Raw genomic sequence first — 19,483 nt, forward strand, 5'->3', positions numbered from 1 at the left:
CCCGGCCGCAAGGGGCGGTCAGGCGTCGTCGAGGCCTCGCTCTATCGCGTAGCGGACGAGCTCCACGCGGTTGTGCAGCTGGAGCTTGCCCAAGGTGTTCTGCACATGGTTCTGCACCGTGCGGTGGGAAATAACCAGCCGCTCGGCGATCTGTTTGTAGGACAGGCCCTTGGCGACGAGCCGCAGGACCTCGGTCTCGCGGTCGGTGAGCGCCGGCGCCTTGGGCTCGTCGGCGGCGGGGGCGGGGTCGGCGGCCAGCCGGCGGTACTCGCCGAGGACCAGGCCGGCCAGCCCCGGGGTGAAGACGGGGTCGCCGGCGGCGGTGCGGCGCACGGCGTCCAGCAGCTCCTCGGGTCCGGCGGACTTGAGGAGGTAGCCGGTGGCACCGGACTTGACGGCCTCCAGGACGTCCGCGTGCTCGCCGCTGGCGGACAGGACCAGGACCCGCAGGGCAGGCTGCTCGGCGACGAGCTCCTTGCAGACGGCCACGCCGGGCAGGCCGGGGAGGTTGAGGTCCAGCACCAGCACGTCGGGGACGACGGCCCTGGCGCGGCGGACCGCCTGCGGGCCGTCGCCAGCGGTGGCCACCACGTCGTACCCGGCGGCGGCCAGGTCGCGGGCGACGGCGTCGCGCCACATCGGGTGGTCGTCGACGACCATGACCCGCACCGCGTCCGCCGTCATGGTGCTCTCCGTACTCGTCACGTCTTCTCGCTCCCCCGTGGGACTCTCAGTTCGACCTCGGTGCCCTGTCCCGGCACCGACACCAGCTCGGCGGTTCCGCCCAGGTCCCGCAGCCTGCCGCGGATGGACAGGGCGACTCCCATCCGCCCCTCGCGCTCCGCGTCGGCGAGCCGCCCCTCGGGGATGCCCGGGCCGTCGTCCCGGACGGTGACGATCACGCCGTCCGGCTCGTCCTCGACCAGGATCCAGGCCCGCGCCCCGGCTCCGGCGTGCTTGGCCACGTTGTCCAGGGCGGCGCTGACGGCGGCCGCCAGCTCCGCCGCGGCGGCCGCCTCCAGCAGCACGGGGGTGCCGGGCGCGGAGAAGGTGACGGTGGCGCCCTCGTGGGGGGCGAGCAGGGCCCGCAGGTCGCAGGGGCCGACGGGCGGACGGGGGGCGCCCGTCACGGCCTCGACCAGCTCGGCGTCCTCGGCCAGCTGCTCGGCCGAGCGCTGCGGGGGCACCAGGCCGCCGGCGACCAGGCTGCGCAGGGCGATCTCCTGCTCGCCGGCCATCCGGCCCAGCTCGGCGGCCTCGCCGCCGATGGCGGCGCCGCGGCGCTGGACCATGGCCAGGACCTGGAGGACGCTGTCGTGGATGTCGCGCGCCAGCCGCTCGCGCTCGCGGGTGGCCGCCTCGATCTGCAGGGCGCGGGCGAGCGTGCGCTCACTGGCGCGCGCAACCTCGACGATGTAGCCGATGGCGATGCTGGAGACCCACACCAGCACCACGTTGTGCACGGTGTCGCGGGCGGCGCTGCCGCGCTCGACGAGGTTGGCGGCGGCCACCAGCGTGGAGCCGGCCGCCGCCCAGCGCCAGCCGCCCTTGATGGCCAGGCCCAGGACCGCGCCGCCGGTCCAGATGGACGGCAGGGTGGCCGCGCCTCCGTCGACGCGCTGGGCGGAGTCGACGACGGCGCTGAGCAGCACTCCCGCGAGCGCGATGGTCAGGTCGGCGATCAGGAAGGCCCGGGTGCAGCGCTCGGGCGCCGAGACCCGGTTCCAGGTCAGCAGCATCCACAGGGTGAGTACGCCCATGTAGAGCGCGGCACCGAGCGGATGGGCGTACTCGTGGTAGTTGAGGAAGAACAGGGCCAGGGCGTAGCCCAGCGTCAGGATGCGGTAGCCGGTCAGGGCGCGCCACAGCGGCAGCTCCACCGACATCCGCACGGCACGCGGGCGTCCGGTGCGCTGAGTCATTGGCCAACCCCCCGGCCCGGGCGGCTATGCCTCGGGCTTGTCCTGCGCCGTGTCTTCCGTCTTCTCCTTGTCGAGGCCGGCGGCCTTGGCCGCCTTCTCCTCCTCGGCCTTCCGCTTCGCCTCGTCCGCGATCTGCCGCTTGGCGGCGGTCGCGTAGATGTCGACGTACTCCTGGCCCGAGAGCTTCATGATCTCGTACATGACCTCGTCGGTCACCGAGCGGAGGATGAAGCGGTCGCCGTCCATGCCGTGGTAACGGCTGAAATCGAGCGGCTTGCCGATCCGGATGCCCGGCCGCATCAGCTTGGGGACGACCTTGCCGGGCGGCTGGATCTTCTCCGTGTCGATCATCGCGACCGGGATCACGGGCGCTCCGGTGGCCAGCGCCACCCGGGCCAGCCCGCCGGGCTTGCCGCGGTAGAGACGGCCGTCGGGAGAGCGGGTGCCCTCGGGGTAGATGCCGAAGAGCTCACCGCGCTCCAGCACCTCGATGCCACTCTTGATCGCGGCCTCGCCGGCGCCGCGGGCGCCGGACCGGTCGACCGGGAGCTGACCGACGCCCTTGAAGAAGGCGGCCGTCAGCTTCCCCTTGACGCCGGGGGACGTGAAGTACTCCTGCTTGGCGATGAAGGTGATCTTGCGATCGAGCACCGCGGGCAGGAAGAACGAGTCCGAGAAGGACAGGTGGTTACTCGCCAGGATGGCGGGTCCCTCGGCCGGGACGTTCTCCAAGCCCTCCACCCACGGCCGGAAGGCAAGCTTCAGCGACCCGCCGATGGACAGCTTCATAGCGCCGTAGAACAACCGAGAACCTCCTGTAGTGACGAGGAGACCTTAACCTGCCTACCCGCGGTGCGGCGCTCCGCGTAGGCTGAGGGCGAGAGCCTCTTTCCTGTTGTTCCGCTCCATCGATCGGAGATCCCGGTGCCGCTCCTCCCCGGTGCCGAGCCGTTCCGCCACGACGGCGGAGAGGTCGGCGTCCTCGTGTGCCACGGCTTCACCGGCTCCCCTCAGTCCGTTCGCCCCTGGGCCGATTATCTCGCGGAGCGGGGTCTGACGGTGTCGCTGCCGCTGCTGCCGGGGCACGGCACGCGCTGGCAGGACATGGCGGTCACGGGCTGGCAGGACTGGTACGCGGAGGTCGACCGGGAGCTGTGGACGCTGCGCGAGCGGTGCTCCCGCGTCTTCGTGTGCGGGCTCTCCATGGGCGGCGCCCTCAGCCTGCGCCTGGCGGCCCGGCACGGCGACGCCGTCTCCGGGGCCGTGCTGGTGAATCCGGCCAACAAGGTGCACGGGCTCGCCGCGCGGGCCCTGCCGGTGGTGCGCCACCTGGTGCGCACGACCAAGGGCATCGCCAGCGACATCGCCAAGCCCGGCATGGAGGAGACCGGTTACGACCGGGTGCCGCTGCACGCCGCGCACTCCTTCCGTCGCTTCCTGCGGATGCTCGACTCCGAACTGCCCCAGGTGACCCAGCCGTTGCTGCTGATGCACAGCCCCCACGACCATGTGGTTCCCCCGGCCGACTCGGCGCGCATCCTGGCCCGGGTCTCCTCGCGGGACGTCACCGAGCGGCTGCTGGACCGCAGTTACCACGTGGCGACCCTCGACCACGACGCCCCGACGGTCTTCGAGGAGACGTACGCCTTCATCGGCCGACTCTCGGCCGGCACCGGCGAGGAGAGCGCCGGCGCACCGCGGACGGCCTCCCGTGGCTGAGCACGACGCGGACCGCGACCGCGACGAGAGCCGCGACCCGCTGGACGAGGACCGTGCCTGGGCCGAGCTGGTCGCGGCGTACGGCGAGCAGCCGGACCCGGAGAAGGGCCGCTGGCCCGCGACGGGGGACGGCGGCGACGAGAAGCCGCCGTCGCCGGAGCGGGCGGACGGGCCGGAGCGGCCCGGCAGCTTCATCGTCTACGCGCCGGGCGTGGGCCCGCGCGATGGGGGCACCCCGCCGGTCGGGGCCGCCGAGGACGAGACGGACGAGGGCCACTTCGTCCCGCCGGAGCCGCCGCCGCTGCCGGCCGGCGACGTCACCTCCCGCTTCGCGTGGATCGCCGTGCTGGGCGGCCCGTTGCTGCTGCTGGTCATGGTGCTGCTGCGGCAGGAGCTGACGTGGTGGATCACCACGCTGGGCGTCGGAGGCTTCCTCGGCGGTTTCGCGACGCTCGTCCTGCGGATGAAGGACGAGGACGACGACGACGGCGACCCCGGGCGCGGAGCCGTGGTCTGAGCCGGCCGTCCGGCTACGGGGCCGGCACCCGGAGGGCCGCCAGCACCGGCAGGTGATCGGTGGCCGCCCGCAGGTCCGCCTCCCTCACCCCCGCCAGCCCCATCGGGACGCCGCACCCGAGGACCTCCACGCCCTGGTTGGCGAAGACCGCGTCGATGCGCTGCTCCGGGTCGCCGAGCCGCGTCGTGTGCTCGCGTCCCCACGGCGCGGTCGCCCAGGCGTCCTGCAGCGTCCCGGCCAGCAGGCCGAACGTGCGGCCGTCGGGCCGGTCGTTGAGGTCCCCGGCCACCACCGTGTGCGCCGCCTCCAGCGAGGCGAGCTTCGCGAGCAGCAGCCGGCCCTGGGCGAAGCGCTCGTCCGCGTCGATACTCAGGTGGCAGCTGACGACCCCCAGCCGGGCCCGCCCGAACCGCAGCACGGCGGTGGCGAGGCCCCGCTGGTGCAGCCCCGGGGTGCGGGGCAGCAGGACGTCGTCGGCGCGCTCCACGTGGGCGCGCAGCGAGGCGAGGATCATCGGCCCGGACGTGGTGGCCCCGCCCGTGACGTGCACCAGCTCCGACGCGCGGGCCAGCCGTGCGGCCTTCTTGCGCCAGCGGAAGAAGCGCGGCGCCTCCTGGACGCAGACGACGTCGGGGGCGCAGGCCCGGATGACCCGGGCCAGCGCCCCCACGTCGTCGCGCATGGAGCGGATGTTGTAGCTCAGCAGGCGGACGACGGCGGAGCCGTCGGGCTCCGTCCGGGACGCCGGAAGGTCCTTCAGCACCGCCGTACTCATCCGACCGCTCCCATCCGTCAGCCGGCCCGTCGGCCGGTGTGGCTGCCGTCCGCCCGGGTGCTATCCCTGCCGGGCCAGGTCGGCCGCGCCGACCAGGCCGGCCTTGCCGCCGAGCTGGGCCGCGAGGACCTGCGCGTGGGGCCGCCACTGGCCGCCCACCAGCCAGCGGCGGAAGGACTTGCGGATCGGGTCAAGGACCAGGTCGCCCTCGTCCGAGACGCCGCCGCCGACGATGAACGCCGACGGGTCGAAGAGCGAGGCCAGGTCGGCCAGGCCCGCGCCGGCCCAGCGGGCCAGCTCGCGGAAGGAGTCGATGGCCACCGGGTCGCCCTGCCGGGCGGCGTCGCTGATGTGCTTGCCCTCGATGCCCTCGGGGGTGCCGTCGCCGAGGCTCAGCAGGATCTCGGCGTTCTCCGGGGTGGCGTGGGCGCGCTGCTTGGCGTAGCGGACCAGGGCGCGGCCGGAGGCGTACTGCTCCCAGCAGCCCTGGCTGCCGCAGCCGCACAGCAGGCCGTCCGGGACGACCCGGATGTGGCCGAACTCGGCGGCGACGCCGAAGCGGCCGCGGCGCAGCTTGTTGCCGATGATGATGCCGCCGCCCAGGCCCGTGCCCAGGGTGATGCAGATGACGTCGTCGTGGCCCTGGCCGGCGCCGAAGCGGTACTCGCCCCACGCGGCGGCGTTGGCGTCGTTCTCGACGACGACCGGCAGGCCCACGCGCTGCTCGACCTTGTCCTTGAGCGCCTCGTGCCGCCAGTTGATGTTCGGGGCGAACAGGACGGTGGCCCGCTTGTCGTCCACGTATCCGGCGGCGCCGATGCCGACGGCCTCGACGTCGAAGCCCTCACTGACCGTGCGCACCGCGTCCGCGATGGCGTCGACGACGCCCTCGGGGGTGTCCGGGGTCGGCACCTTGCACGTCGCGAGGATCGAGCCCTCTTCGTCGACCACGCCGGCCGCGATCTTCGTGCCGCCGATGTCGACGCCGATGGTGAGTCCCATGTGTCCCTCAGTTTTTCGCTCTGACCCCGCCGCGACCCACCGTACCCGAGCGGGGGATCAGTCGAGATCGATGTGCTCGGTTCCGCCCTGGTCCGCACCGCCGTCGTCGCCTTCGCGCGGCTCGCGCGCCGCGCGCGGGGGCTCGTCGCGGGTCCAGCGCGCCTCCTGCCGGCGCACGGCCGCGCGGTAGGCGGCCCGCAGTTCCGAGCCCGCGGAGGCCAGGTGGTCGAAGACCTCGGGGTTGCGCTCGATGACCGGCTCCACCGCGGTCCTGGCCTGGGTGACCAGGTGCCGCACGGCCTCCTGGGCGGCGGCCCCGGCGAGCGGCAGGTGGAGGGCGGAGACCTTCTCGGCGACGGCGTCGACCAGCTTGCGCAGCTCTTCGGCGGCGCTGCCGGGCGGGCTGTCGTGCCCGTACTCCGCGCGACGCCGGGCCCGCTCGGCGGCGAGGTCCTCGGCGCAGGCCCGCTCCCAGGCGTCGGGGTCGGGCGCCTGGCCGGGGCCCTCGGTGGCTTCGCTCATGACGGTCTCCTGCGGCTGGGCTTTCTCCCGACGTTACCCGAACGACCCGGTGCCGTTCAGGGGGCCCGGGCCTGCCCCGGGCCCGGCGCCGGTCCGCCCGGTCAGGTGCCGCGCGGCCACAGTCCCGGGTCGGGGACGAAGCGCACGCACAGCTCGCCGTCGCGCAGGCCGGCGCCGGACACGGTGCAGCGGCGCAGCGCGGAGGGCAGGGGCAGCACCCGGCGGAACGGTCCGACGGAGACGAGGAGTTCGTCGCCCCGGCGGACGAGCCCGAGGCCGTCGCGCTCCGCGCCGGGCAGCGGGATGCGCCAGACCAGCATGCCCTCGTCGGCGAGGCGGTCGTCGACGGGCCAGGGCACGGGGGGCGCGTGGTCCTCGCGGGGCAGGGTGGCGCGCTGGGCCAGGGCGTCGAGGTCGGCCCGGCCGCGCGGGGACCTGCCCAGGTGGGGCAGCTCGCGGACGGTAATGCCGTCGGCGAGGTACTCCTCGCTGAGGGCCTTGAGGGCGGCCCGCTGCTCCTGGGCCAGCCCGGCGAGCCAGGGATCGGCCGACTCCGCGGGCAGCAGCCGGTTCGCCACGAGCGAATCGACGCGGCAGCCCTGGAGGGACAGCCCCGCGCGGGCGGGGCGCAGCAGGTCCGCTCCGGACGGCCCCGGCTCGGCGACCAGGCGCACGGTCGTGCCGTCCGCCTCGATCACGCGCTGGACGGCGGTCAGCTCCTCCTGCCAGCGCTCGACCGTCTCGTACAGCCGCTGCGTGGGCATCGGCACCCCGGCGAGCTGGGCGAGCATCGGCCGCAGGGCGCGGGCCGCCTGGCGTTCGGCGGGCAGGAGCCGGCGCAGGTAGCGGCGCAGTTGTTCGGGGAGGGCGAGCAGCCGCACGGTCTCGTGGGCGGGCGGCATGTCGGCGACGAGGAGGTCCCAGCGTTCCGGCCGGGCGTGCGCGGCGCGCAGCGCGGCGAGGATCGCCAGGTGCTCGGCGCCGGGCAGTTCGGTCAGCTCCTCGGGGTCGAGGGGGCTGGCGCCGAGGAGGTCGAAGACCGAGGTGCCGCGGTCCTGGAGGTCGCGGGCGAGGGCCCGGAAGTGCGCGCCGGTGGCCACGCGGGCGGCCCACAGCCCGGGAGCCGCCTCGGTGGGCGGCGCCCAGGGTATGGCGTCCCCGCCCTCCCCGTCGCCGTCCGCGGGCAGGCTCACGCCCAGGACGGCGTCCGGGGCCGGGCCGCGGTCGCAGGTGAGCAGCAGGACGCGGCGGCCGGCGCGGGCGGCGGCCAGGGCCGTGGCCGCCGCGACGGTGGTGCGGCCCGCGCCGCCGGGACCGGTGACGAGGACCGTGCGCAAGGTGGAGCCTCCGGGCGAAGGGGTGGGGGCGTCGGACAGGACGCCCTGGGTCAGGACGTCACGCCGCTCTCGACGCGGGTCTTGAGCCCCTCCAGGGCCCGGTCGATGATGACCTTCTCCGCCTTGCGCTTGATCATCCCGAGCATGGGGATCTTGACGTCGACGGTCAGCTGGTACGTCACCTTGGTGTGCGCCCCGCCGGCGACGGGCTCCAGGCTGTAGGAGCCGTCGAGCTGGCGCAGCATCTGGGACTTGTCCAGGGACCAGGCGACGACGCCCGGCTCGGGCCAGCTGTAGTTCAGGGTGTGGTCGTCCTTGATGGCGCCCGCGTCCAGGACGAGGCGCACCTTGAGCGCGCGGCCCTGGTCGTCCTGGTCGAGCACCTCGGCCTGCTTGACCTCGCCCGTCCACTCGGGGTAGCGGCTGAAGTCCGCGATCACCGCCATGACCTGGGCGGGGGTTGCCTCGATCGTGATGCTCGAGCTGGTGTGTTCCGCCATCTGCGTGGCTCCTCCGTACCGGTCCGCACCCTGTGAATTCGTCTGCCGGTGAAGGCTACCTCGCGCTGCGCGTCACCACTCCAGCACCCACGGTGTAGCGGTCGAGGCGAAGTGGCCGACGTTGACGCATTCGGTGGCGCCGATGCGCATCCGGCGGGCGAGCGGCTGGTGGACGTGGCCGAAGAGCGCGTACGCGGGGCGGACGGCGCGGATGGTCTCCAGCAGGGCGGAGCTGCCGCGCTCGAAGCGGCGGGCGACGGTGTCGTAGCAGAGCTCGGGCACGTCGGGCGGGATGTGCGAGCACAGGACGTCGACGTCGCCGAGGGCGGCGAGCTTGGCCGCGTACGCCTCCTCGGGGATCTCGTAGGGCGTGCGCATGGGCGAGATCAGGCCGCCGCCGACGAAGCCGAAGACCAGGCCGCCGATCTCCACCCGCTCGCCGTCGAGGACGGTGGTGCCGGGCCGGGCGTACTCGGGCCACAGCGGGGGGACGTCGACGTTGCCGTAGGTGGCGTAGGTGGGGGTGGGGAAGGCGGCGAAGAGCTCGGCGTACTGCTTGCGGACCGCCTGCTCCACGGCGCTCTCGCGGTCGATGCCGGCCCACAGGCCGCGGGAGAGGGCGCGGGCCTCCTCGAAGCGGCGGGCGGTGCGCAGCTCGACGATGCGGTCGGCGGCCTCGACGCCGAAGAGCTCGGGGAAGATGCCGCGCGAGTGGTCGGCGTAGTCGAGGAAGAGGACCAGGTCGCCGAGGCAGACCAGGGCGTCCGCCCCCTCGCCCGCCCGCGCCAGGCCCTCGGCGTTGCCGTGCACATCGCTGACCACGTGGACTCGCATACGGATCACCCTAGGGTGTGCGAAGGCGCCTCGGAAAGGGCCCCGACCTGCGGTTACTTCCCGGTTACCCGGCCGGGGGGCTAGGGTGCGGGGAGCGGTTCCGTGGCATGTGACGCAGCGAACATCTGGTCGTGACCCCCTATTCGAAACGCATACCGGTGGGTAACGTCCGGGCAGTCCTGTCCCCCCCTTGCCTGATCATGGACCGCAGCCGACGCAGCGCCCCTCGAAGACGCGGCGGCGCCGGCGCCCGACGAGGAGCAGCAGTCTTGCGCGAGTTCAGCCTTCCGGCCCTTTACGAGGTCCCCGCCGACGGAAACCTGACGGATCTCATCCGCCGGAACGCCGCACTGCACCCAGACGTCGCCGTCATAGGGCGCAAGGTGGACGGCCGCTGGCAGGACGTCACCGCGGCGGGCTTCCTCGACGAGGTCCGGGCCGCGGCCAAGGGCCTGATGGCGTCGGGCATCCGCCCCGGTGACCGGGTGGGCCTGCTGTCGCGGACCCGCTACGAGTGGGCGCTGCTGGACTTCGCCATCTGGAGCGCGGGCGCGGTCACCGTGCCCGTCTACGAGACCAGCTCGCCCGAGCAGATCCAGTGGATCCTGGGCGACTCCGGCGCGGTGGCCTGCCTGGTGGAGACCCCCGACCACGAGGCGGCCGTGGAGTCCGTGCGCGACCGCCTCCCCGAGCTCGCGAACATCTGGCAGATCGAGCGCGGGGCCGTCGAGCGCCTGCGGGCCGCCGGCGAGTCGCTGACGGACGAGCAGGTGGACGAGCGCAGCGCGCTGGCCACCGCGGACTCGCCCGCCACCATCGTCTACACCTCCGGCACCACCGGCCGCCCCAAGGGCTGCGTGCTGACCCACCGCGCCTTCTTCGCGGAGTGCGGCAACGCGGTCGAGCGGCTCAAGCCGCTGTTCAACACGGGCGATTCGTCCGTGCTGCTCTTCCTGCCCGCCGCCCACGTCTTCGGCCGGCTGGTCGAGGTCGCCGCGGTGCTGGCCCCGATCCGCCTGGGCCTGGTCAGCGACATCCGGAACCTGACCGACGACCTCCAGGGCTTCAGGCCCACGCTGGTCCTGGGCGTCCCGCGCGTCTTCGAGAAGGTCTACAACGGCGCCCGGGCCAAGGCCCAGGCGGACGGCAAGGGCAAGGTCTTCGACAAGGCGGCGGAGACGGCGATCGCCTACAGCCGGGCGCTGGACACCCCGTCGGGGCCGTCCTTCGGCCTGCGGATCAAGCACAAGGTCTTCGACAAGCTTGTCTACGGCAAGCTGCGCGCGGTCCTCGGCGGCCGCGCCACCCACGCCATCTCCGGCGGCGCCCCGCTCGGCGAGCGGCTCGGCCACTTCTACCGGGGCATCGGCTTCACGGTGCTGGAGGGCTACGGCCTGACGGAGTCGTGCGCGGCGACCGCCTTCAACCCCTGGGACAAGCCGCGCATCGGCTCGGTCGGCCAGCCGCTGCCGGGCTCGGTGGTGCGCATCGCCGACGACGGCGAGGTGCTGCTGCACGGCGAGCACCTGTTCACGGGCTACTGGAACAACGAGGCCGCGACGGCGGAGGCGCTGTCCGACGGCTGGTTCCACACCGGTGACCTGGGCACGCTGGACGAGGACGGCTTCCTGCGCATCACCGGCCGCAAGAAGGAGATCATCGTGACGGCGGGCGGCAAGAACGTCGCCCCCGCGGTGATCGAGGACCGCATCCGGGCGCACGCGCTGATCGCGGAGTGCATGGTCGTGGGCGACGGACGGCCGTTCGTGGGCGCGCTGATCACCCTGGACGAGGACTTCCTGCCCCGCTGGCTGGAACAGCACGGCAAGCCGGCCGGGCTGACGGCGTCCGAGCTGTCCGACGACGCGGACCTGCTGGCGGCCGTGCAGAAGGCGGTGGACGACGGCAACGCCGCCGTGTCCAAGGCGGAGTCGGTGCGCAAGTTCCGCATCCTGCCGGCGCAGTTCACGGAGGAGTCCGGGCACGTGACGCCGTCGCTGAAGCTGAAGCGCAACGTCGTGGCGAAGGACTTCGCGGACGAGATCGAGGCGATCTACCACGGCTGACGCCGCATACGGGTGAGGGGCTCGCGCCAGGTGGCGCGAGCCCCTCACCCGTTGGTCAGAGAAGGTCCTTCAGCCGCTCCGCCAGCAGGTCCCAGCGCCAGCGTTCCTCCACCCAGGCGCGCCCCCGCTCGCCCATGCGGCGGCGCAGCCCGGGATCCCGCAGCAGCGTGACGATCCGGTCGGCCGCCTCCGCCGGTGATCCGCCCCGCACCACGTACCCCGTCTCCCCCTCCAGCACCGCGTCCGGCGCTCCGCCGGAGTCGCCGGCGACCACCGGCAGTCCCGTGGCGGAGGCCTCCAGGTAGACGATGCCGAGGCCCTCGACGTCCAGGCCGCCGCGGCGGGTGCGGCAGGGCATCGCGAAGACGTCGCCGGCGCCGTAGTGCGCGGGCAGCTCCTCCCACTCCACCGGGCCGGTGAAGCGCACCGCGTGCGCGACCCCGCTGTCGGCGGCCAGCTTCCGCAGGTCCTCCGCGTAGGGGCCGCCGCCGACTATCAGCAGGACCGCGTCCGGGAGGGCCGCGAGGACGCGCGGCATGGCCTGGATCAGGGTGTCCTGGCCCTTGCGCGGCACGAGCCGGGAGACGCACACCACGACCGGGCGGTCGGCGAGCCCGAGCCGGGAGCGGACCTCCTCGCCCCCCGACGCCGGGTGGAAGGCCTTCTCGTCCACGCCCGGCGGCAGTTGCGTCATCCGCGCGGCCGCCTCGTCCGTCAGGGCGGAGGCGATCCGGACGCGGGTGTACTCGCCCAGATAGGTGATTGTGTCGGTGCCCTCGCCGATCCTGCGCAGCAGCTGCCGGGAGCCGGGCAGCTGGGCCCAGGCCGCCTCGTGGCCGTGCGTGGTGGCGACGAGCCGGCGCGCCCCCGCCCGGCGCAGCGCGGGGGCCATCAGCCCGAGCGGCGCAGCGGCCCCGAACCACACGGACGAACAGCCGTGCTCGCGCAGCAGCGAGGCCGCGCGCCGGGTCACCCGCGGGGTCGGCAGCAGCATGGTCGTACGGTCGCGGACGACCGGGAACGGCTGCTCGGCGTCGAACCGCGCGGTGGCCTCGGCACCCTCACGGCCCCGCTTCCAGGTGGAGGCGTAGACCACGATCCGCTCCGGGTCCAGGCGCAGCGCCATGTTGTGCAGGAAGGCCTGGATGCCGCCGGGACGGGGCGGGAAGTCGTTGGTGACGATAAGGGTCTTGTGCATCGCCGCCGACAGTACCGGGTGCGATCGGGCGTAGGCCGCGCCGCGTCCCGCCACGTCGTCGCGCGCGGGCCCCTCCGACCGGCATCATTCCTTCCAGTGACGGCGCGGGTACGGCGAGTGCTGCGGGTGCCGACGGAAGGACGTGGTGAGTGATGGTGGCGGGCACTGGTCTGCGGCTCTCGATCGTGGCGTGGGCCCTCACCCGGGCCGTGCTGCTGTTGTGCGTGTTCCGGGTGTGGATCCTGCCGGGGTCGGACGTCTCCGTCGACATCGAGGTGATCTACCAGGGCTGGTACGGGGTGCTGCGCACTGGCATCTTCCCGTACGACGACGTGACCTGGCAGTACCCGCCGGCGGCCGCGCTGGCCGTGCTCGCGCCCGGGCTGGTGCCGTTCCTGGACTACGCCCCGGCGTTCTTCGTGCTGTGCTTCCTGGCGGACGTCGCCGTCATGGGGATGCTGCTGTACGCGGTGCGCGACGGCCGGCGCAGCGCCTGGGGCGTGTGGGTGTGGGTGGTGGGGGTGCCGCTGCTGGGCCCCATCGTCTACGCCCGCTACGACGTGATGGTCACCGCCGTCGCCGTGGCGGCCCTGCTGGCGGCCCGCCGGCGGACCCGGCTGGCGGGGGCGCTGGTGGGCTTCGGCGCCCTGCTCAAGGTCTGGCCGGTGCTGCTGCTCGCCGGCTCCCCGCGCGGCCCGCGCACCCGCACGCTGTGGGGGTCGGCGCTGCTCACGGCGATGGGGCTGGCCATGTTCTTCGCGGCGGCGATGCCGGGGGCGCTGGCCTTCCTGACCTTCCAGCGGCACCGGGGCACGGAGGTGGAGTCCCTGGGCTCGCTGGTCTTCCACCTCGGGCGGCACCTCGGCTGGCACGGCAAGGCGCGGCTGAACTACGGCTCGGTGGAGTTCCTCGGCCGGCACGTCCACGCGGTGAGCTTCCTGGCGCTGGGGCTGAGCGTGCTGGCGTTCGCGTGGCTGCTGCTGTGGCGGGTGAGGGCGCGCAGGTTCACGGCGACCACGCCGTACGACGCGGCTTTCGCGGCGGTGCTGCTGTTCACCACGACCAGCAGGGTGATCAGCCCGCAGTACATGATCTGGCTGATCGGCCTGGCGGCGGTGTGCGTGACGATGCGGACGCCACGGCAGGGGCTGCCGGTGGTACTGGTGCTGCTGGCGACGCCGCTCACCCAGCTGGAGTTCCCCATCTGGTTCTCGCACGTCGTCGCGAGCGACAAGCTGGGGGTGGCGACGCTGACGCTGCGCAACGGGCTGCTGGTGGCGGCGACCGTGCTGGCCTGCGCACGGCTGTGGCGGGAGACGGTGACGGAGGACCACCCCTCCCAGGAGGAGCCGGAGCCGCCGGCGGAGAAGGAGTCGGCGCTGGTGCCGGGGTGAGCACCGGGGCCGCACGGCCCCGGGCGCGGCGGGCGGGCGCCGTCAGAAGGCGTCCGTCACGTACCGCCGCCACTGCTGGGTGAACTCCCCCGCGCTCACCCCCAGCACCTCGCGCAACGCCCCGTCCACCGCGCCCGCCCGCTTCTTCCGGGCCCCCACCGCCGCGTAGAACGCGACCAGTCTCTCCTCGCCCCACCGCTCGGCGATCATGCGGCACGCCAGCCAGCCGCCCTCGTAGGCGCGGGCCAGCCGCCCCGCCTCGCCCGTGAAACCGAAGTCCGCGTCCTCGGGCAGCTCGCGCGGGGCCGAGCCGGCCTCCAGGGCGGCGGCGAGCTCGGGGGCGGCCTGGCGGGCCGTGCGGCCGGTGGCGCGGTAGGCGGCCCAGTCGGCGAAGCCCTCGGACAGCCACAGCGGGGTGGCGGCCGACGTCCGGGCGCGGGTCGCCACGTGCGCCGTCTCGTGCGTGAGCACGATCCGCCGCCCGAAGTCGCCGAGCGCGCCGTACGCCTCGGGGTTGACGATGATGCGGTCGGCGGGGGCCGCCGGCCCGCCGCCGACCTCGCCGGTGGTCACGGCGGCGATGCCCCGGTAGTTGGCGGCGGGCGCCCCCAGCAGCGCGGCCATGCGGTCCAGGGAGGCGGGCATCTCGACCACCACCCGCTCCGCCCACGGGCCCCGCCACGCCCCGTCCACGTCCGGCACCGCCCGGTCGACGAGGTCCGCCACCGCCCGCAGCCGCTGTGGGTCCTGACCCACCCCCAGGACGATCCCGCGCCGCCCCCGCACGACCGTGACCTCGCCCTGCTCCCACAGCTGCGCGCCGCCCCCGCCGGCGTCCTGCCCGGCCACGTACCAGCCGCCGTCGCGGCGCACCAGCGTCAGCCGCAGGGCGGCGCTGACGGGAGCGCTGTCGTAGCCGGCCAGCCGGTAGCGCAGTTCGACCTGTGCCGCGAGCCGCCGGCCGTCGCCCGCGGCCGGGGCGAAGCCGCCGGTCCGCACCAGGCGGTACTCCCAGGAGGCGAGCGGCACGGAGGCGAGGCTCGCGAAGACCCGCCGCCGCTCGGCGCGGTAGCCCTCGGCGGCCGGGTCGACGGCGGCCAGGTACGCGCTCTCGTCCCGGTCGCGCACGGCGGCGGACCACCGCTTGAGCAGCCGTTCGGCGGCCGCGCGGCCGTGGTCCCCGCGGTCGCCGCCCCCGCTCACGTCGCAGCCGGTCAGGGCCTGGACGCCGAGCACCACCGCGGTCAGGCAGCACGCCGCCCGCCGCCCGCTCCGCCTCCAGCCCGTCACGCCCGCATCGTACGAGCAGGGGGGACCGGACGCCGCGTCAGGGCACGCTCAGGGGCGGGTGACGGAGGAGATCGGCATCATGTCGGCCGGGTCGTAGCGCACCCGGGCGCCCGGGTAGGGGGCGTGCACGACCTGGCCGTTGCCGACGTACATGCCCACGTGGCTGGCGTCGTCGCGGTAGATCACCAGGTCGCCCGGGCGGGCCTCGGCCAGCGAGACGTGGCGGCCGGCGTTGCGCTGGGCCTGCGAGGTGCGCGGCAGGCCCACTCCGGCGCGTCCGTAGGCCCACTGCATCAGCCCGGAGCAGTCGAAGGCGCCGGGCCCGGTCGCCCCCCAGGCGTACGGGGAGCCGACCGCCGAGCGGACGGCCATCGCGGCGGCGGCTCCCCGGCCGGATCCGATGCCGGACAGGTCGGGCAGCACGGAGCGCAGCGGGCCGGCCGGGCGGTCCTCGGCGCGGGAGGAGCGGGTGTACTCGGCCCGGTCGGCCTCCGGCAGGGAGTTCAGCAGCCGGCGGGCGGCGGCCAGCTTCCCCTCGACCTCGTGCTTGTGCCGCTCGACGGCCCGCCGGCTGTCCTCCAGTTCGGCGAGGGTGCGCGCGGCTTCCTCGCGCTCCTGGCGCAGGCTGCGCTGTGCGGCCAGCAGGGCGCGCAGCTGCCCGGCCTGACGGCCGGTGACGCGGTCGAGGGTGGTGGCGCGGTCGAGGTAGCCGTCGGCGTCGGAGGACAGCAGCAGCTGGAGGGCGGGGTCGACGGCACCGCTGCGGTACTGGGCGGCGGCGACCATGCCGAGGGCGCTGCGCATCCGGTTGACCTTCTCCTGGCCCCGGGCGACCCGGTCGGCGGCTCGTTCCACCTGTTCCTTGAGGGTGCCCGCGCGTTCGTCCGCCGCGTTGAACCGCTCGGTGGCCCGCTCCGCCTGTTCGTAGAGCCGGTCGAGCTGGGCCTTGACCGTCCCCGGGGCCGCGGGGGCCTCGGCGGTGTCGCCGGGCCGGGCGGTCGCCGGCGCCGCCGAGAGGGCGGCCGCGGCGGTGGCCACGGCGGCCGAGAGGACGGCAGACCGGACGCCCGGGCTGCGACCGGTCTGCGTGGGACGGCGATGGGACGCCACTGGGTGCCGCACTTCCTTCCGCTGTGTGCGGTGCCCTGCCGCCCGGTTGACGGGGCGGTCTCCGGCGGGCGCCGCGCGCCAGACAGTAGCGGCGCGGTCACCCCCTGTTCAAAGACCGTACGCGGTGGGAAAACTGACGCCCCGCCGGAGACGCAGGTCACCGGCGGGGCGTGGTGTCAGTGGGCGACGCCGCGATTCGCCCGAACGGGCGGCGTGGCGTGGCGCGGCGCGGGCCCGGAGGGTCAGCCGATGCGGACGCCGAACTGGAAGGGCATGTTGCTCATCGCCTCGTAGCGCACGTTCGTGCCGGGCTTGGGGGCGTGGAGGGTCATGCCGTTGCCCGCGTAGAGGCCCACGTGGTGCAGGTCGCCGTAGAAGAGGACCAGGTCGCCGGGCTTGAGCTGGCTCTGGTCGTAGATGCGGGTGCCGTCGTTGGCCTGCTCCTGCGAGGTGCGGCTGATGTTGACGCCGGCCTGGGCGTAGGCCCAGGAGGTCAGGCCGGAGCAGTCGAAGGAGTTGGGGCCGGTGGCGCCCCACACGTACGGGGCCTTGCCCGCCTTGGTGTCGGCGGCGGCCAGGGCGGCGGCGGCGCGGCCGGAGCCGGCCGGGACCTTGGGGCGGGAGGCGCTGGAGCCGGAACCCGTATCGGCGCCCGAGCCGGAGCCGGAGCCGCCGCTCTTGCCGCCGCTGTCCTTGTCCGCGCCGGTGATCTCGGCGCGCTCCTTGGCGGAGAGGGTGTTGAGGACGTCCTGGGCGTCGGAGAGCTTGCCCTGGATCTCCTGCTTCTTCTCCCCCAGCGCCTTGCGGGTGGACTCGAGGTCGGCGAGCTTTCCGGTGGCCTGCTGGCGCTCCTGCCTGAGGGTGCGCTGCTTGTCGGCGATGCGCTTGAGGGCCTCGGCCTGCTTGGCGGTGAGCTGGTTGAGGGTGGAGGCCTTCTCCAGGTAGCTGTCCGGGTCGGAGGAGAGCAGCAGTTGCAGCGTGGGGTCGACGGAGCCGCTGCGGTACTGGGCGGTGGCGATCGCGCCGAGGCCGTTGCGGAGCTTGTTCAGCTCCTCCTGGCCGCGGGCCACCTTGTCCTGGAGGTCGCCGACCTCCTTCTCCAGCTGCTCCTGCTTCTCCTTGGCCCCGTTGAACTTCTCGGTGGCCTGCTCCGCCTCTTCGTAGAGCTTGTCGACCTTCGTCTTGGCGTCCGCCTTGGACGGGGAGTCGGCGTGCGCGGCCTGGGCCGAGAGGGCGACCGCGGCGGCGGCGGTCGCGGTGAGGACGGTGACCCGAGTGCGGCTCGGCTGCTTGGGACGACGGTGGGACGCCACGGAGAGACGAGCTCCTTCTTCTGCTCGACCGCGTGCCACCCGGACTGCCGCGCGCACGGCGGGACCCCTCGCGCCACCCCGAATGGATGATCACCGTGCGAAGGGTTCGAGGCCCGACCCTAGTGAGCGGAATGTGATCCTTTCAAATTCTCGTACGAAAAAACTTCGTCAGTACAGCATCCTTTACCAAGTCCGCACGGTCGGTAATGGACAGTTGACGGTCAGGTACGTGCAAGTCGCTTGAGCAGCAAAGCCGATGCCACCGGCCGCGCCCCGGCCTTGGCCACGCCGTCCGCCACCTCGCGGTCCGTGGAGACCACGACGACCGGCCGGCCCGGCGGCTCGGCCCGCACCAGCTGCCGGATCAGCTCGTCGGCCGTCACCCCCGGCTTGCTGAACAGCACCCGCACCCCGCGCGGCGGCGCCAGCAGCACCGGCGCGGCCAGCTCGGCGCCGTCGAAGACGCACGTCACCTCCGCGCCCGACTGCGCGGCCAGCATCGCGAGCCCGCCCAGCAGCCGCAGCCGCTGCTTGTCCAGGGGCATCGTCGGATAGCCGGTCTTGGTGACGTTGTAGCCGTCGACCACCAAGTGGGCCTGGGGCAGCGCCAACAGCTGGTCCAGCAGCGCCGGATCGGTCTCCGACAGCGCCCGGGTCGCGATGTCCCTGGGCGTCATCATGCCCGGCCGCACCGCGTCCACGGTGTCCGCCGGATGCACCGACGCCGGCGGCAGCGCCAGCTCCCGCCGCAGCCCCTGGGCCCCCTCCAGGACCGTGTCCAGCAGCAGCCGCAGCCGCACGTCCTCCACGCTGCGCCCCTCGCGTGCCGCCCGGCGGCTCGCCTCCAGCGCCGCCTCGGCCTCCGCGAGGCGCGCCTTGGCGCGCCGGGTCTCGCCCGAGGCGGCCGCCTTCTCGGCCTGGGCCTCCGCCCGGACGGACTCCAGCTCGGCCTGCGCCTTGCGCAGCGCGGCCTCGCCGCGCCGCACGTCGCTGAGCGCGCTGCGCAGCTTGCGCTGGAGGGCCTCTGTCTCCTTGCGGGCCGCGTCCAGCTCCGCGCGGACGCGCTCGGCCTCGGCCTTGGTCTCCGCACGGGCCGCGGCCAGTTCCTCCCGCAGCCGGCGCAGTTCGCGCTGGGCCTCCTCGCCCGCCCGCTCGGCGCTGGCCCGCTGGGCCTCCTCGCCGGCCGCCGTGACCAGCTTGACCCAGCCGGCCGGGCGCAGCACGAAGGCCATGGCGGCCACGTCCTCCGGGTCGGCGGCCGCCGGCGGCGACCCGGCCTCCAGCGCGTCGACCAGCTCCGAGCCGCTCTCGCGCAGCCGCGCCGAGATCCGCTGCCGGAAGGCGGGGTCGCCCTCCACGGCGGCCGCCATGGCGTTCCCCGCGAACTTGGCCCGCCGGCTCGGCGTGAACCGGGAGTACTGCCGCAGCTGGGGCGGCAGTTCGGCGACCGTCAGCCCGCCGAACGCCTCGGCGACCAGCCCGATGACCCGGCGCCGGATCCCCTCGGGCAACGGCCGGTCGAGCACCTCGGTGACGCCGTCGTCGGCCCCGCCGGCGTCACCGGCCGCCTCCGCGCCGTCTGTGTGCTCCACCACCGTTTCATCGCTCCCGTTCTTCAGGCATGCGCGCCCGGCCGGTCCACCAGCTCGATCTGGTCGACGGCGTTGCACCACCGGCAGCGCACGGATTCGATCGTCTCACTGAGCACCTCGCGCTCCTCCACCGTCGGCTCGCCGGACAGGTCGAGGTGCACGAACTCGACGGCCGTGGTCCGCCGCGTCACGTCGAAGCGCGTGAGGTTGCCGCACAGCGTGCAGCGCCACCGGGTGCCGGCGCTCGGCTGGGGAATGCCCATCGTGTCGTCCGTCCGTCTCGAGTGGTCCGCGAAGTGCTTTCCGTAACCCTACGGCCTGGTGGTCGCCGAGGGCGGTGCCACCGGCCGGAGCGGAACGCCCGGCGAGGCACTTAGGGATGGTTGCGCCTG

At 74.2% G+C, this 19,483-nt stretch carries 19 protein-coding genes; 4 read left to right on the forward strand and 15 right to left on the reverse strand.

Annotation, left to right across the window (positions count from 1 at the left end; translation table 11 throughout):
* Positions 1-18: 18 nt before the first annotated feature.
* From CYQ11_RS07955 to CYQ11_RS07965, 3 genes are read right to left on the reverse strand one after another with little or no spacing between them, the layout of a single operon-like run.
* Complete coding sequence (locus CYQ11_RS07955; RefSeq protein ID WP_099197430.1) at positions 19-684, reverse strand: response regulator; 666 nt, start codon at positions 682-684, stop codon at positions 19-21.
* A gap of 17 nt (positions 685-701) precedes the next feature.
* Positions 702-1,922, reverse strand: a complete 1,221-nt coding sequence (macS, locus tag CYQ11_RS07960; RefSeq protein WP_398779503.1) for a MacS family sensor histidine kinase — start codon at positions 1,920-1,922, stop codon at positions 702-704.
* Positions 1,923-1,946: 24 nt separating this feature from the next.
* Positions 1,947-2,726, reverse strand: a complete 780-nt coding sequence (locus CYQ11_RS07965) for a lysophospholipid acyltransferase family protein (RefSeq protein ID WP_099197432.1) — start codon at positions 2,724-2,726, stop codon at positions 1,947-1,949.
* 120 nt (positions 2,727-2,846) lie between these two features.
* On the opposite strand from CYQ11_RS07965, the gene CYQ11_RS07970 reads away from it, so the two are divergent.
* Both CYQ11_RS07970 and CYQ11_RS07975 read left to right on the forward strand, forming a co-directional pair.
* Positions 2,847-3,641 carry an alpha/beta hydrolase gene (locus CYQ11_RS07970; protein WP_099197433.1) on the forward strand — a complete coding sequence of 265 codons (795 nt, stop codon included), beginning with the start codon at positions 2,847-2,849 and terminating at the stop codon, positions 3,639-3,641.
* Complete coding sequence (locus CYQ11_RS07975) at positions 3,634-4,158, forward strand: hypothetical protein (RefSeq protein WP_099197434.1); 525 nt, start codon at positions 3,634-3,636, stop codon at positions 4,156-4,158. Before CYQ11_RS07970 ends, CYQ11_RS07975 begins: the two co-directional genes overlap by 8 nt.
* Positions 4,159-4,171: 13 nt before the next feature.
* On the opposite strand, the gene CYQ11_RS07980 is transcribed toward CYQ11_RS07975, so the two are convergent.
* The 6 genes from CYQ11_RS07980 to CYQ11_RS08005 all read right to left on the reverse strand — a co-directional run bounded on the left by CYQ11_RS07980 (position 4,172) and on the right by CYQ11_RS08005 (position 9,128).
* Positions 4,172-4,933, reverse strand: a complete 762-nt coding sequence (locus tag CYQ11_RS07980) for an endonuclease/exonuclease/phosphatase family protein (protein WP_099197435.1) — start codon at positions 4,931-4,933, stop codon at positions 4,172-4,174.
* A gap of 60 nt (positions 4,934-4,993) precedes the next feature.
* On the reverse strand, positions 4,994-5,935 hold the full coding sequence (locus CYQ11_RS07985; protein ID WP_099197436.1) for an ROK family glucokinase: 942 nt from the start codon (positions 5,933-5,935) through the stop codon (positions 4,994-4,996).
* Between the two features lie 57 nt (positions 5,936-5,992).
* Positions 5,993-6,457: a DUF5304 family protein gene (locus CYQ11_RS07990; RefSeq protein ID WP_099197437.1), complete on the reverse strand. Its 465-nt coding sequence runs from the start codon at positions 6,455-6,457 to the stop codon at positions 5,993-5,995.
* A 101-nt stretch (positions 6,458-6,558) separates the two neighbouring features.
* Positions 6,559-7,794 carry an ArsA family ATPase gene (locus CYQ11_RS07995; protein ID WP_099197438.1) on the reverse strand — a complete coding sequence of 412 codons (1,236 nt, stop codon included), beginning with the start codon at positions 7,792-7,794 and terminating at the stop codon, positions 6,559-6,561.
* Positions 7,795-7,844: 50 nt separating this feature from the next.
* Positions 7,845-8,294 carry an SRPBCC family protein gene (locus tag CYQ11_RS08000; RefSeq protein ID WP_099197439.1) on the reverse strand — a complete coding sequence of 150 codons (450 nt, stop codon included), beginning with the start codon at positions 8,292-8,294 and terminating at the stop codon, positions 7,845-7,847.
* Between the two features lie 72 nt (positions 8,295-8,366).
* A complete protein-coding gene (locus CYQ11_RS08005; protein ID WP_099197440.1) occupies positions 8,367-9,128 on the reverse strand; it encodes a metallophosphoesterase family protein in 762 nt (253 codons plus the stop codon).
* Between the two features lie 269 nt (positions 9,129-9,397).
* Here CYQ11_RS08005 and CYQ11_RS08010 point away from each other — a divergent pair, with 269 nt between their 5' ends.
* A complete protein-coding gene (locus tag CYQ11_RS08010; RefSeq protein WP_099197441.1) occupies positions 9,398-11,194 on the forward strand; it encodes an AMP-dependent synthetase/ligase in 1,797 nt (598 codons plus the stop codon).
* A 55-nt stretch (positions 11,195-11,249) separates the two neighbouring features.
* Here CYQ11_RS08010 and CYQ11_RS08015 read toward each other — a convergent pair whose 3' ends face one another.
* The gene (locus CYQ11_RS08015) at positions 11,250-12,392 is read right to left on the reverse strand and encodes a glycosyltransferase family 4 protein (RefSeq protein WP_099197477.1); all 1,143 of its coding nucleotides are present in this window, start codon (positions 12,390-12,392) and stop codon (positions 11,250-11,252) included.
* Positions 12,393-12,544: 152 nt separating this feature from the next.
* On the opposite strand from CYQ11_RS08015, the gene CYQ11_RS08020 reads away from it, so the two are divergent.
* Positions 12,545-13,786, forward strand: coding sequence for a glycosyltransferase 87 family protein (locus CYQ11_RS08020; RefSeq protein ID WP_099197442.1), 1,242 nt, complete (start codon positions 12,545-12,547; stop codon positions 13,784-13,786).
* A 42-nt stretch (positions 13,787-13,828) separates the two neighbouring features.
* On the opposite strand, the gene CYQ11_RS08025 is transcribed toward CYQ11_RS08020, so the two are convergent.
* From CYQ11_RS08025 to CYQ11_RS08045, 5 genes are all read right to left on the reverse strand, one after another.
* The gene (locus CYQ11_RS08025; protein WP_420894454.1) at positions 13,829-15,076 is read right to left on the reverse strand and encodes a hypothetical protein; all 1,248 of its coding nucleotides are present in this window, start codon (positions 15,074-15,076) and stop codon (positions 13,829-13,831) included.
* A 48-nt stretch (positions 15,077-15,124) separates the two neighbouring features.
* Positions 15,125-16,186 (reverse strand): C40 family peptidase, encoded by a 1,062-nt coding sequence (locus tag CYQ11_RS08030; protein ID WP_099197443.1) that lies wholly within the window; start codon positions 16,184-16,186, stop codon positions 15,125-15,127.
* Between the two features lie 242 nt (positions 16,187-16,428).
* Complete coding sequence (locus tag CYQ11_RS08035) at positions 16,429-17,499, reverse strand: C40 family peptidase (RefSeq protein ID WP_099197444.1); 1,071 nt, start codon at positions 17,497-17,499, stop codon at positions 16,429-16,431.
* Positions 17,500-17,720: 221 nt separating this feature from the next.
* Entirely contained in the window at positions 17,721-19,094 is a 1,374-nt protein-coding gene (locus CYQ11_RS08040) for an NYN domain-containing protein (RefSeq protein ID WP_099197445.1), read from the reverse strand.
* 20 nt (positions 19,095-19,114) lie between these two features.
* Positions 19,115-19,354, reverse strand: a complete 240-nt coding sequence (locus CYQ11_RS08045) for a hypothetical protein (protein WP_099197446.1) — start codon at positions 19,352-19,354, stop codon at positions 19,115-19,117.
* Between the last annotated feature and the right edge of the window lie 129 nt (positions 19,355-19,483).

Origin of the sequence: Streptomyces cinnamoneus, assembly GCF_002939475.1 — a bacterium.
GTDB lineage: Bacteria > Actinomycetota > Actinomycetes > Streptomycetales > Streptomycetaceae > Streptomyces > Streptomyces cinnamoneus_A.